Here is a 13,894-nt window from a genome sequence, read left to right on the forward strand (position 1 = left end):
TGGGACGGATTTTATTTTTTTACAGCAATCCGTTCACCCATTTTTATTGTCGTTTCTAAACCTTTTGAAGTATTATTTAATAAGTCTTCATCAATTATAATTTTATCTTTTTCAAATAATAAAACTACGGTAGAACCACCAAATTTAAAATATCCTTTTTCTTCGCCTTTTTTAACTGTTGTGCCACTGTAAGTTTGAATCATGCTTCCGACCATTGTTGCACCAACTTCTACCATAACGACATCGCCGAATAACGGACTTTTTATCACACCGTATTCTCTTTTGTTGAGCCAGAAAATTTCGGCTTTTTTACGAAGTGCCAGAGGATTTACGGAATAGTAATCGCCATTTATTTTTATATTTGAACTTCCTGTGATCCCGCTTACAGGGAAATGATATCGGTGATAGTCCGGCGGTGCAAGGCGGAAAACGATCATGGCTCCGTCTTCGTATTTTTTTGCTAATTCTGGATTGTTTAAAAAGGAGTTCACATTAAACCGAAAACCTTTGATGTAAAAATCAGCGTTATTAATATTTTCATAGGCTAAAATTTTCCCATCCGCTGGCGAGGCTACTGCGAGAGAGTCTGCAGCGATTGGTCTGGCTTCAGGTTTAAGTTTGCGAATAAAAAAGTCATTAAAACTGGTAAAGTTTTGTTTTTGTGCAATACTGAGATCAACGCCGTATTCTTTTACAAACGGCATTATTTTATCGGCAGAGGCAGGTTTTTCCATTGCATCGCCGTACAGAGAAGTGATGAGTTTTCGTTTTGCGATGGTCCATAAAGTCGCTTCGCCAACGGGATTATGATAAAGCCAATCCAGCCATTTTTCGCCGTAAACATTTTCAATTTGAATCTGTCCGGTTTCTCTGTCAACATATTTGATCGGTTTTTGGGCCGGAACCGGAAAAACAGCGAGCACGAAAATAAGGGCTGAAATAAACCAGACGATCGTCCATTTTTTATTTGGTCTTTTAAATTTCATTGTATTAAATTACTTGAAGATCAATTTTGTTCAAATTTAAAGCTATTTTCTGTAAACAAAATATTCTCGTGTATAGATTAATTAATCAGATTACATTGGCTGGCAAATGAAGTAAAATAGACGAGTCTCCTAATGAGAAACAAATCGCGCCCCGGATTGAACGGTTTGTTTGAGCTCTTTTTTTGCTGGTCCACTTTTTAATCAGTGCAACAATTACTTGCAAAAAAAAGCGAGTAGTGAAAGCCGGAATTGTGCGCCCAAGAAAAAATAAATAAAAAGGTCTTTCGACGTAGTCAATTGTGCGCCCAAAAATTTAAATGGATATGCTTCCTATCTTATCAAATTTTCTTAAATTTGTCAATCTTTAAAAAAAATAATTATCTAATTAAAATATTATGAATCTTCACGAGTACCAATCCAAAGAGATTTTGGCAAAATACGGAGTTAACATCCAACGAGGTTTTATCGCAAACACTGTGGAAGAAGCAGAAGCAGCAGCGAAAAAACTGACTGAAATGAACGGAAACGAAGGCTGGGTCGTTAAAGCACAAGTTCACGCAGGTGGACGTGGTAAAGGCGGCGGCGTTAAGTTTTCTCCGAACATGGAAAAACTGAAAGAAAATGCTGGAAACATCATCGGAATGCAGTTGGTTACTCCACAAACTTCTGCGGAAGGGAAAAAAGTAAATTTCATTTTGGTAGCTGAAGATGTTTATTACCCAGGAGAAACCGAAACTAAAGAGTTTTATGTTTCTATCCTTTTAGACAGAGCGCAAGGAAAAAATATGATCGTTTATTCTACAGAAGGTGGAATGGATATTGAGCACGTTGCAGAAGTAACTCCTCATTTAATTCATAACGAAGTTGTTGATCCTTCAGTTGGATTGCAAGGTTTCCAGGCAAGAAAAATCGCTTTCAACTTAGGTTTAGAAGGTGCTGCTCATAAAGATTTCGTAAAATTCATCGCTTCTCTTTACAACGCTTATGTTGGAATTGATGCTTCTCTTTTCGAAATTAACCCAGTTTTAAAAACTTCTGACAATAAAATTATCGCTGTTGATGCTAAAGTTTCTTTAGATGACAACGCTTTATTCCGTCACAAAGATTTAGCTGCATTAAGAGATACAAGAGAAGAAGATGCTACGGATGTTGAAGCTGGTGAAGCTGGTTTGAACTTCGTGAAGTTGGATGGTGACGTTGCTTGTATGGTAAACGGAGCTGGTCTTGCGATGGCAACTATGGATATCATTAAATTATCTGGTGGTAACCCAGCGAATTTCTTGGACGTTGGTGGTACTGCTGATGCAGAAAGAGTTCAGAAAGCTTTCGGAATTATCTTGAAAGACGAAAACGTAAAAGCAATTTTGATTAACATCTTCGGTGGAATCGTACGTTGCGATAGAGTTGCTCAAGGTATCGTAGATGCTTACAAAGCGATGGGAAGCCTTCCAGTTCCATTGATCGTGAGATTACAAGGAACTAATGCAGTTGAAGCAAAACAATTAATCGATGATTCTGGTTTACCGGTTCATTCTGTAATTACTTTGGAAGAAGCTGCTAATAAAGTAAAAGAAGTTTTAGGTCACTAAGATTTTCACAATATAAAAGAGAAACCGTTTCATTAATTTGAAGCGGTTTTTTTTTTATTTCTTTTCAGGAGTTTAATCCGCTTGGAGTTTATCCTGAGCCTGTCGAAGGACTGTATCTTTTTCTCCTCGTTCCCCGTCAAAAAAAGGATGTCGTTGCAATTAGGGCTAGTTACGATAACCGCTTCGAATTAACTGCTATAGAAGGTAACAAGAAATAGTATGTGGATTTTTAATTCACTAGTATTTTGACGTAAATAATGAAAACAGTTCACTAGAATGAATAGTTTATTAATGATTTAAATTTCCGTATTCGTCGGTATTAGTTCAGTGAATTCGGTGTAAGTGTGAGTTTATTTTAAAAATTTATTCAAATCTTTGTTAAAAATTATGAGTTATTAACATAATTATATTAATATTGCAATGCAGTTATAAATTATACTTTCACTAATGAATTACATTTTTTCTATTTTTCTGTTTTTAATGGTAGGTTGCAGTTCTCAAGCGGGAAATATCCCCTCAGATACAATTGATTTCGAAGAAGTCTCCCATTTTTCTTATAATCTCACTTCCGGAAATTATTTGATTTTAGATACTCAGGATAAAATAGATGCTGTTTATAAAATCATTCATTCAAAAACCCAAGGCAATCGATTGGCGCCAATTCCTACATTAGATGCAGGTGAAACTTATCTTATTTTCAGACCGGTTTTGAAAAACGGCAATGATGTAGAAATAAAAGAAATAGCTCTTAAAAACAATATTCTTTATATTAACGTTGAAGATTTTAATAATCCGCAAATCGAAAAATCGAGTAGAGTTACACCCAACGTGCTCGTAAAAGTATTAAAGAAAATTACTCCGAAAAAAATAATCATTAATTATCAAAATAATAGCAAATAATTTTTATGAAAACAAAAACCTTTACCCTCTCTTGCTTAATGTTTGCAGCATTTGGCTTCGGACAAAACTATTGGTCGAAAGTCAATGTTTTGCCAAAAGGAAATCTTACCGCCAGAGACGCTAAGCCAAAAGAATTCTCTGTATATCAACTTAATATTGAAAAAATAAAAAACGATCTGGCAACTGCTCCAAAGAGATTTGCAAGTAAAGATGGTCGTGTAGTAACTTTTCCAGATGCTGATGGCAAGTTCCGATCTTATATTGTACAGGAGGCTTCTGTAATGGCGCCAGGCTTACAAGCTAAATATCCCGAGCTTAGATCTTATGTAGGTTATGAGAAAGGGAATTCGCAAAATTCTATTCGTTTCAGTGTAACGCCAGATCAAGGAATCAGCGCGATGTATTTTGACGGTTGGGAAGTGAGTTATTTGGATAGTTATACCAAAGATAACTCCAACTATATGATTTACAAAAGAAAAGATATGCCGATTAACGACCATCTTTTTGAATGTAAAGTTGAAGGAGTAATCGAAGATGAAGGAGATCTTGGAAATAAAGCGCCTTTAGTAGCAGACGGAAAATTTAGAACATATCGTCTTGCTTTGGCTGCGACCGGAGAATATACGACGTTCCACGGAGGTACTGTGCCAAAGGCTCTTGCTTCAATGGTAGTTGCTATGACCAGAGTAAATGGGGTGTATGAAAAAACAGCTTCAGTAACAATGGTAATGATTGATAATACTGATGAATTAATTTATACCGATCCTGTTACGGATCCTTATACCAACAACGATGGTGGTAAAATGCTGACTGAAAATAAAAACAATGTCAATGCGGTTATCGGAAGTGCTAATTATGATATAGGACACGTGTTCTCTACTGGTGGTGGAGGTGTTGCGTATTTAGCGAGCGTTTGTACGGCGAATAAAGCTGGAGGTGTTACGGGTTTACCTGCTCCAACTAACGATGTCTTCTATATTGATTATGTAGCTCATGAAATGGGACATCAGTTTGGAGGAAACCATACCTTTAGAGCAAATACGGGATCGTGTCAAGGTAATGGTAATAATTCAACTGCTTTTGAACCGGGTGGAGGAACTACCATTATGGCTTATGCAGGAATTTGTACAGCAACTAATAATGTTCAAAATAATAGTGATCCTTATTTTCACTCAGCTACCGTGAATGAAATCTACAAAGTGATCACAAAAACGAGTGATTGTTCTGTAAAAACAGAAAATGTTAATATGGTTCCTACTGCAGATGCTGGTTTGGATTATACGATTCCAAAAGGAACAGCTTTCGTATTGACAGGTATTGGAACAGATCCAGATAATGATCCTATTACTTATTTGTGGGAACAGTTAGACAGCCAGTCTAATACACAGCCTCCAGTTTCTACTGCGACAGGTGGGCCGGTTTTCCGTTCTTATACTCCTACTGAATCACCATCAAGGTATTTCCCGATGATGACTTCTATCTTGGCGAATAACTTAACTCCTAAGTGGGAAGTTATGCCAAGCGTTGCCAGAAAGTTAAACTTCTCACTTTTAGTGAATGATAATAACCCTATAGGTAACCAAGCAGCAAGAGATCAAATGCTTGTAACTGTTGTAGATGCGGGTCCGTTTAAGGTAACTTCTCAAACAGCAAATACTGACTATGATGGTGATGGTCCGATGACAGTGACTTGGGATGTTGCAGGAACTAGTATTGCGCCAGTTAGTACTTATAATGTAAGTATTTTAATGTCTAAAAATGGTGGAGTTTCTTTTGATGTCGTTCTTGCGGAAAGCGTTCCTAATAATGGTTCAGCAGTCGTAACTCTTCCAAATGAAACTATTGGAAATGCAAGGCTTATGGTGAAAGCGGTTGATAATATCTATTTTGCAGTGAATTCTTCTTTGTTTAAAGTAAAGAAGACCTTAGCAACTGCTGATGTCAAGTTGAAAAATGCTTCAATTTATCCAAATCCTGCGAAGAATGAAGTGAATATTAAAATGAATAACTCTGAAGGTTCAAAATATATGATTTATGACGGTTCAGGAAGATTGGTGAATTCAGGTAATGTTTCCGCTGATGGAAAAGTTAGCCTGGAAAAAATCGCTAATGGAAATTACGTTTTAACTATTCAATTAAAGAATGGTGAAAAAGTATCTGAGAAATTAATGATTAAGAAATAAGTAGTAGCTACTTTATAATGAAAAGGATGCTGATTATTTAGCATCCTTTTTCTTTTTTTTAATTTTAAATTAAAGCGATCGTAAAGAAAATTGAATGTTGTTAAAGAAAAATAGGGGGTCGTTTAAAAAGGAATTTAAAAGATAGGTGACTAAATTTTTTAAAACATTTTTTTTCTAATTAAAAACTTTAGAAAGAGGCTTAAAAAAAAATTCTCTAGAAAATTCGTTAAGGTTGCATTTAATTGAAAATCGGCGCGAAAGCTTCTATATCCTCAATAAAAGCATTTACAATAAAACAATTTGTAAATTATTGTAAATCAAGGGTTGCTAATTAAAAATAATTTCTTAATTTTGCACCCTAAAATAAAAAGCAATAAATGCCTACTATTCAACAATTAGTAAGAAAAGGAAGAGTCTCGCTTGCCAAGAAGAGCAAATCGGCCGCCCTTGAATCTTGTCCACAAAGACGAGGTGTATGTACAAGAGTATATACTACCACACCTAAGAAACCTAACTCTGCACTTAGAAAAGTTGCAAGGGTAAGACTTTCAAACGGTAAAGAAGTTAACGCCTATATCCCGGGCGAAGGACATAATTTACAAGAGCACTCGATAGTATTGGTTAGAGGCGGAAGGGTGAAAGACCTACCGGGAGTACGTTATCACATTGTTCGTGGAGCTTTGGATACCGCAGGAGTAGCTGGGAGAACCCAGAGAAGATCTAAGTACGGAGCAAAAAGACCAAAACCAGGTCAAGCTGCGGCAGCACCTGCAAAAGGTAAGAAAAAGTAATCATTAATTAGTAAGAAACGAAACAATGAGAAAGACAAAAGCGAAAAAAAGAGCGTTGTTACCGGATCCTAAATTTGATGATCAACTGGTAACAAGATTTGTAAACAATTTGATGTATGACGGTAAAAAGTCAATCGCATTCAAAATTTTCTATGATGCATTAGATATCGTAGAAAGCAAAAAAGGAGAAAACGAAAAAACTTCTTTGGAAATTTGGAAAGATGCTTTAACCAACGTTATGCCTCACGTAGAAGTACGTTCAAGAAGAATCGGTGGTGCTAACTTCCAGATCCCAATGCCAATTCGTGCTGATAGAAAGATTTCTATGGCAATGAAATGGTTAATTAAATATTCTAAAGCAAGAAACGATAAATCAATGGCTCAGAAATTAGCTACTGAAGTTATTGCTGCTGCTAAAGAAGAAGGTGCTGCGTACAAAAAGAAAACAGACACTCATAGAATGGCTGAAGCAAACAAAGCATTTTCACACTTTAAATTCTAATCTGAAATGGCAAGAGATCTTAAGTATACAAGAAATATTGGTATCGCTGCGCACATTGATGCAGGGAAGACCACCACTACAGAAAGAATTTTATTTTACACAGGTAAAACACACAAGTTAGGAGAAACTCACCAAGGTTCATCACAAATGGACTGGATGGAGCAGGAAGCTGAAAGAGGTATTACAATTACTTCTGCAGCAACTACTTGTAAATGGGTATTCCCAAGATTTAACGGAGAACCTACTCCGGATGCACACGAATACCACTTTAATATTATCGATACACCAGGACACGTAGATTTTACGGTTGAGGTAAATCGTTCATTAAGAGTATTAGATGGTTTAGTATTTTTATTCTCGGCGGTTGATGGTGTTGAGCCTCAATCAGAAACCAACTGGAGATTGGCTGACAATTACAACGTTGCGAGAATGGGATTTGTAAACAAAATGGACAGACAAGGTGCTGACTTCCTTATGGTTGTAAACCAAGTTAAGGAAATGTTAGGATCGAATGCAGTGCCAATCGTTTTACCAATCGGTGCTGAAGAAACCTTCACTGGTGTAGTTGACTTGATTAAGAACCGTGCTATTATGTGGCATGATGAAACTCAAGGTGCTACTTTCGACGTAGTTCCAATTCCGGAAGATATGTTGGATGAAGTTCACTCATACAGAGAAAAATTAGTTGAAGCAGTTGCTGATTATGATGACACTTTGATGGAGAAATTCTTCGAAGATCCGGATTCAATTTCAGAAGACGAAATCAACGCTGCTTTGAGAAAAGCAACCATCGATATGTCGATTATCCCAATGACTTGTGGTTCTTCATTTAAGAATAAAGGAGTACAGTTTATGTTGGATGCAGTATGTAAATACTTGCCTTCACCAATGGATAAAGAAGCTATTTATGGTACAAATCCAAAAACAGATGAGGAAATCTCAAGACAACCATCTGTTACAGAACCTTTTTCAGCTTTAGCATTTAAGATTGCTACCGATCCTTTCGTAGGAAGATTGGCATTCTTTAGAGCATATTCAGGTAGATTAGATGCTGGTTCTTATGTATTAAACACAAGATCTGGTAACAAAGAAAGAATTTCTAGAATCTATCAAATGCACGCTAACAAGCAAAATCCTGTAGAATATATTGAAGCAGGAGATATTGGTGCAGCTGTAGGATTTAAAGATATTAAAACTGGAGATACTTTGTGTGATGAGAAAGCGCCAATCGTTCTAGAATCGATGGTATTCCCAGATCCAGTAATCGGTATCGCAGTAGAACCTAAAACAAAAGCAGATCAGGATAAAATGGGTAACGCTTTGGCAAAATTGTCCGAAGAAGATCCTACTTTCCAAGTGAAAACTGACGAAGCTTCTGGTCAAACGATTATTTCAGGAATGGGTGAACTTCACCTTGACATCTTGATCGATCGTATGAGAAGAGAATTCAAAGTTGAAGTTAACCAAGGTGAACCTCAAGTAGAATACAAAGAAAACCTTACAATGACCGCTAGCCATAGAGAAGTTTACAAAAAACAATCAGGTGGTAGAGGTAAATTTGCTGATATTCAGTTCGAATTAGGACCAACCGATGACGGTAAAGCAGGTCTGGTATTCGTAAATGAAATCAAAGGTGGTAACGTTCCAAGAGAATTTATCCCATCTGTAGAAAAAGGTTTCAAAGAATCTATGAAAAACGGTCCTTTAGCAGGATTTGAAGTAGAAGGAATTAAAGTAACTTTGAAAGACGGATCTTTCCACGCAGTGGATTCAGATGCATTATCTTTCGAACTTGCAGCAAAAATGGGCTTCAGAGAAGCAGGTAAAAAAGCGAAACCAGTTATCATGGAACCTATCATGAAATTGGAAGTAGTAACTCCGGAAGAATACATGGGAGATATCGTAGGTGACCTTAACAGAAGAAGAGGAACCGTAAACGGTATGGACGACAGAAACAATGCAAAAGTGATTAAAGGCTTTGTACCACTTTCTGAAATGTTCGGATATGTAACTTCATTGAGAACCCTATCTTCAGGTAGAGCAACATCTTCTATGGAATTCGAAAAATACGAAGCAGCGCCACAAAGTGTAGCTGAAAAAGTAATCGAAAAAGCTAGAGGTTAATATTTAAATTAGATCAAAATGTCACAAAGAATCAGAATAAAATTAAAATCTTACGATTACAATTTGGTAGACAAATCTGCTGAGAAAATCGTAAAAACGGTAAAAGCTACCGGTGCTGTTGTAAACGGTCCGATTCCTTTGCCAACGAATAAGAGAATCTTCACCGTGTTGAGATCTCCTCACGTAAACAAAAAAGCAAGAGAACAGTTCCAACTATCTGCACACAAAAGATTGATGGACATCTATTCTTCTTCTTCTAAAACTGTAGATGCCCTAATGAAATTAGAGTTACCTTCAGGAGTTGACGTAGAAATTAAAGTGTGATAATTTGCACTTTGCTATGATAATAAATCCCTTTTCGAAAGATTAGGGATTTTTTGTTCGTTCAAACCTTGAAGGTTTCTTTTCTAGGAACAACAAGATTTTAGCTTCTTTAGAAATCCGGTCGCGCTCTTCACTATATCCCGCAGCGGCGGCGGGGATGCCGTTTCGATGACGGCTTGAAATTTATTCAGTACTACTAAAAAGATTTTCACCAGTCAGTTTATTTCAAAATCTAGTAATGGCGCTTCAGTCGAGATAACCTTTCATACAATGTCGTATTTAGAATAATTATAAATTACGATATTAGTAAGGTTTTACCGAAAAGTGCTTGCATAGTTTTAGTTTTAGTTTTAGATTCGTGATACATAAACATTCAATAACAATGTATTATGAAAAAAATGTTATTATTGCAGCTTTTGGAGTTGCGGGAATGATGAGTGCTAGTAATGCTGTTGCAGAAAGCAGTATTATCAATTGGGAAGTTAACAAAGATATGAATGATACCAAGTCAGCAGTTGTAGTGGAAAATTGTTTCCCGGTAACTTATTCCTGTGGAACAACAGAGAATTATTGTGTTGATTCTGGGATTTCGATGGAAATTATTTTGGCATTTATTATGTTTGATGATTACTTAGAATGTGGTGGCAATTAACATTGTTTAAAATTAGGGTGTGTATTTGTTTAGGAACCCTATATTATTAATTTATATGAAAAAAATAATTTGGCTATCTCTTTTTTTGTTTATAATTAATTTCCATACTGCACAGAATAAGCTTGACAACGATTCTTATCGAATTACGTATCTATTAAAATACAAACCCGACTCAACTAAACTCAATATATATAATGAGGATCTATTCTATCTTTATATTACAGGAACGGATTCAAGGTTTGTGGCTGAAAAAAAAATGAAAAAGGATTCGTTGTTAAACGCATTTGCAAAGAACAACAACTTATTTGGCGGTTTTGCAATGGAGAATTTTCCTAAACCTAGAAACGAGTATGTTATATATAGTATTAAGGGAGTGGATACCCATATTGAAACGCTAGGGTTAACTACGCTCGGCTATTCAATCGTAGAAAAACCGAAATGGATTTTGAAGAAGCAATTAGTAAAATATGAGAAGTTTAATTGCCATGTTGCAACCTCGGAATACCTGGGAAGAAAGTGGACAGCTCTTTATGATAACGATATTTCTTTGACCATTGGTCCTTATAAATTCACCAACTTGCCCGGTTTAGTTTTGAAAGTTTATGATGAGCAAGAAGATTACGTTTTTAGCATGGTAAAGATTGAAAAAATAGATCACACTCCCATTACAATTAGAGAAAAGTTTAAGAATGTTACAGACAGAAATGTTTTTATGAAGGCAAAAAATGATTTTATTTCAAATCCTTATGTTGGTCGTCCATCAGGAATTAGAAAGGTCGAAAATCCTGTAAGGCAAAAGGAAAACACAGATAGATTTAAAAAGTCAAATAGCAATCCTTTAGAATTAAATTAAAATCTTACGATTACAATTTGGTAGACAAATCTGCTGAGAAAATCGTTAGAACGGTAAAAGCCACGGGCGCTGTAGTAAACGGTCCGATTCCTTTGCCAACGAATAAGAGAATCTTCACCGTGTTGAGATCTCCTCACGTAAACAAAAAAGCAAGAGAACATTTCCAACTATCTGCACACAAAAGATTGATGGACATCTATTCTTCTTCTTCTAAAACTGTAGATGCCCTAATGAAATTAGAGTTACCTTCAGGAGTTGACGTAGAAATTAAAGTGTGATAATTTGCACTTTGCTATGATAATAAATCCCTTTTCGAAAGATTAGGGATTTTTTTATGTGCGGTCATTGCGATTAGTAGAAACGACGACGAAGCAATCTCAAATTATGAATAACGAAAAGATCTCAATTAGAAGCGTCAACACTATTTCCTATCTTCAAAACCAGTCCCGCTTTCCATTACAATCTTTTTTCCGCCGCACCAAACCAGCCGCAAAAAAAGGATTTCCATTGCAATCGGGGCTAGAAGTTCAGACAGTCCTTCTTCCGAAAGCAATCCGCAATATTTTCTTTTGATTGATTACAGAATCTCCACCAACCCTTTCAGCCTTCCGAAGGCTGAAAGGGTTCACTATTCAACAGGCGAAAATCCCGTTCAACCGTGTCAAGGTTCCAAACCTTGACACGGTTAATTTCCACACTTGCTTATTGAAAAGATTAATCTAATTTCCGTACTTTCACCAAAAGGATTTATATAAACGTCATTTTTATTTTAAAAGATCTTTAAAAATTCACCATGAAGAATATTTTACTCATTTTGGTTTTTTCATTTGCCCAATTAAACGGTCAAATTAAATTTAAGACAAACTTCACTATTCCGAATAAGCCTCTTCAATTAAAAGAATTAGGAAAAAGTACGCATAATTTTTATTATAAAGTTAAATTTAGTACTGATAAAAAATCACCAACTAAAAGAGAAGCGATATGCTTACTTCAAATTGGTGAAAATATTTCAAAATTTTTTGAGTATAATCAATTAAGACAAGATTCCATCATTCAAAAATATGATAAGAAAGAGATTCTAAATGCACGGGAAGTTGAAGAAATATTAAATAGGAGAGTAGCATGGTCTACTGAAATTATAAAATTTGAGGAGAAACTTAATGTACAGGATAAATTTAGAGATCTCTACCAATATGAGGAGACAAAACCTAAATTTAAATGGAAAGTGGAAGAAGGTTCAAAAATAATATTAAACTACAGTTGTAATAAAGCAACCATGGAGTTTGGTGGAAGGAATTATACTGCTTGGTACGCGAAGGGAATTCCGATCAATAATGGACCTTATAAATTTGAAGGTTTACCTGGTTTGATATTAGAAATTTACGATTCTACACTTGATTTTCATTTTGAAGCAATCGCGGTGGATCAAACCCCGCTGCCGATTTATGTACGCAATGACAAAAAAATATTTGTAGTTTCTAAAGAAAAATTCAGGAGCGTACAGATCAGTTATTATGAAAATCCAGGTTTTTTTCACGGAAATGCCTTTGGTGCAGATGGTAAAGAATTGCCGAAAAACTCAAAAAAATTACCTTATAATTTAATAGAACTGGAATAATAAGGTATGTTTTAAATTGATATGTAATCAATCCCTTTTCAAATAAATTAACTGCGCAGCATCCACCAACCCTTTCAGCCTTCAAAAGGCTGAAAGGGTTCATCCCTCGACAGACAGAAATCTACTTCAACCTTGACAAGGTTCCAAACCTTGACGAGGTTCATTAACAAAAATAACATTGACATAACAAATCTAATTCAGTATTTTCACAAAATGAATCCATTTCAACAGGCATATTTGCTAACCCTTTCCATTGGAAGTTTCATCTATTTCGCTGTAGATAAAATCAAAGCGAAAAAACACCAAAAAAGAGTCCCTGAAAATTCTTTGCTCTTACTCACGCTATTCGGCGGAACAATCGGCTCAGTTTTAGGAATGATCATCTTTAATCATAAAACAGCGAAGAAGAGTTTTATAATCAAAATGTTGGTGGTGATATTGATTCAAATTTTAATTTTATATTTGATTTATAATTATCACCAATGAAATATTTAATACTCTTTCTTTTTCCATTTCTACTTTCTGCCCAAACCCATCGTTTCATTTATGAATATCAATTCAAAAGCGATTCGCTTGCCAAAGAGTTGATAAAAGAAAATATGATTCTCGACATCAATCCCGAAGACGTAAAATTCTATCCTTACTTTTTTGCCGAAAACGATTCCATCAATAAACTCAAAAATAATAACAATTCAAGTTGGGACGATGCGCTTCCAGTTTTAACAAGAAGTCTGAATACTAATAAAAACATTTCTTATGTTTTATTAAATGATCTTTTTAGTATTCAAACTGAAGATCCAGTGAATTGGAAATTATCTACCGAAATAAAAAAGGTTGCAAATTATAATCTACAAAAAGCAACAACAACTTTCGGCGGAAGAAATTGGACCGCTTGGTTTAACACCGACATCAATTTGAATGAAGGACCTTATAAATTCCGTGGTTTACCAGGTTTGATTTTTGAAATTGCTGATGATAGAAATAACTTCAGTTTTAGCTTAGTCAAAAGTTATCAACTAAAATCAACATATAACACTTCTGAATTTTTAGAATCGTTCGCTGGCAAAAAAGCCATTCCGATCAGCGAGAAAATTTTACGAAAAAAACAGCTGGAATTATTTAATGATCCATTGCAAGATTTCAAAGAGATGTTTAAAAACAGTAATGGTGAAGGAACATTTTCCGTCATGGGCGTAAAGATTAAAAGTCTAGACCAGTTCAAAGAATTAACCACGATGACTCAAGAAAGAATGCGCAAGGACAATAATCCAATCGAACTGGATAAAGCCATTCACTATACGAAAAAATAGATTTGCGATTTTCATTAAACCTTGTCAAGGTTCCGAACCTTGACAAGGTTAGTCAAAGTTCA

14 protein-coding genes are annotated in these 13,894 nt (G+C 35.4%); 13 read left to right on the forward strand and 1 reads right to left on the reverse strand.

The window, feature by feature from the left end; genetic code table 11:
- Window positions 1–11: 11 nt before the first annotated feature.
- A complete protein-coding gene (locus Q73A0000_RS14320; RefSeq protein WP_193811611.1) occupies window positions 12–986 on the reverse strand; it encodes a phosphatidylserine decarboxylase in 975 nt (324 codons plus the stop codon).
- Window positions 987–1,381: 395 nt separating this feature from the next.
- Between Q73A0000_RS14320 and sucC the strand changes: the two genes are divergently transcribed.
- The 13 genes from sucC to Q73A0000_RS14385 all read left to right on the forward strand — a co-directional run bounded on the left by sucC (window position 1,382) and on the right by Q73A0000_RS14385 (window position 13,832).
- Complete coding sequence (gene sucC / locus Q73A0000_RS14325) at window positions 1,382–2,575, forward strand: ADP-forming succinate--CoA ligase subunit beta (RefSeq protein ID WP_193811612.1); 1,194 nt, start codon at window positions 1,382–1,384, stop codon at window positions 2,573–2,575.
- A gap of 447 nt (window positions 2,576–3,022) precedes the next feature.
- Window positions 3,023–3,475 (forward strand): hypothetical protein, encoded by a 453-nt coding sequence (locus Q73A0000_RS14330; RefSeq protein ID WP_193811613.1) that lies wholly within the window; start codon window positions 3,023–3,025, stop codon window positions 3,473–3,475.
- Window positions 3,476–3,480: 5 nt separating this feature from the next.
- The gene (locus Q73A0000_RS14335) at window positions 3,481–5,658 is read left to right on the forward strand and encodes a reprolysin-like metallopeptidase (RefSeq protein ID WP_193811614.1); all 2,178 of its coding nucleotides are present in this window, start codon (window positions 3,481–3,483) and stop codon (window positions 5,656–5,658) included.
- Window positions 5,659–6,035: 377 nt separating this feature from the next.
- Window positions 6,036–6,449, forward strand: a complete 414-nt coding sequence (gene rpsL, locus Q73A0000_RS14340) for a 30S ribosomal protein S12 (RefSeq protein ID WP_034718671.1) — start codon at window positions 6,036–6,038, stop codon at window positions 6,447–6,449.
- A gap of 25 nt (window positions 6,450–6,474) precedes the next feature.
- Window positions 6,475–6,951 carry a 30S ribosomal protein S7 gene (gene rpsG / locus Q73A0000_RS14345; RefSeq protein WP_193811615.1) on the forward strand — a complete coding sequence of 159 codons (477 nt, stop codon included), beginning with the start codon at window positions 6,475–6,477 and terminating at the stop codon, window positions 6,949–6,951.
- Window positions 6,952–6,957: 6 nt separating this feature from the next.
- A complete protein-coding gene (gene fusA / locus Q73A0000_RS14350; RefSeq protein WP_193811616.1) occupies window positions 6,958–9,075 on the forward strand; it encodes an elongation factor G in 2,118 nt (705 codons plus the stop codon).
- An 18-nt stretch (window positions 9,076–9,093) separates the two neighbouring features.
- Window positions 9,094–9,399: a 30S ribosomal protein S10 gene (gene rpsJ / locus Q73A0000_RS14355; RefSeq protein WP_002661363.1), complete on the forward strand. Its 306-nt coding sequence runs from the start codon at window positions 9,094–9,096 to the stop codon at window positions 9,397–9,399.
- A gap of 382 nt (window positions 9,400–9,781) precedes the next feature.
- Window positions 9,782–10,051, forward strand: a complete 270-nt coding sequence (locus tag Q73A0000_RS14360) for a hypothetical protein (RefSeq protein WP_193811617.1) — start codon at window positions 9,782–9,784, stop codon at window positions 10,049–10,051.
- Window positions 10,052–10,106: 55 nt separating this feature from the next.
- Entirely contained in the window at window positions 10,107–10,904 is a 798-nt protein-coding gene (locus Q73A0000_RS14365; RefSeq protein ID WP_193811618.1) for a GLPGLI family protein, read from the forward strand.
- Window positions 10,895–11,182, forward strand: coding sequence for a 30S ribosomal protein S10 (gene rpsJ / locus Q73A0000_RS14370; protein WP_193813737.1), 288 nt, complete (start codon window positions 10,895–10,897; stop codon window positions 11,180–11,182). Before Q73A0000_RS14365 ends, rpsJ (Q73A0000_RS14370) begins: the two co-directional genes overlap by 10 nt.
- A 515-nt stretch (window positions 11,183–11,697) precedes the next feature.
- A complete protein-coding gene (locus Q73A0000_RS14375) occupies window positions 11,698–12,522 on the forward strand; it encodes a GLPGLI family protein (protein WP_193811619.1) in 825 nt (274 codons plus the stop codon).
- A 213-nt stretch (window positions 12,523–12,735) separates the two neighbouring features.
- Window positions 12,736–13,008, forward strand: coding sequence for a DUF1294 domain-containing protein (locus Q73A0000_RS14380; protein WP_193811620.1), 273 nt, complete (start codon window positions 12,736–12,738; stop codon window positions 13,006–13,008).
- On the forward strand, window positions 13,005–13,832 hold the full coding sequence (locus tag Q73A0000_RS14385; protein ID WP_193811621.1) for a GLPGLI family protein: 828 nt from the start codon (window positions 13,005–13,007) through the stop codon (window positions 13,830–13,832). The genes Q73A0000_RS14380 and Q73A0000_RS14385 overlap by 4 nt, the downstream gene beginning before the upstream one ends.
- The last annotated feature ends 62 nt before the right edge of the window (window positions 13,833–13,894 follow it).

It is taken from the genome of Kaistella flava (ex Peng et al. 2021), assembly GCF_015191005.1.
GTDB lineage: Bacteria > Bacteroidota > Bacteroidia > Flavobacteriales > Weeksellaceae > Kaistella > Kaistella flava.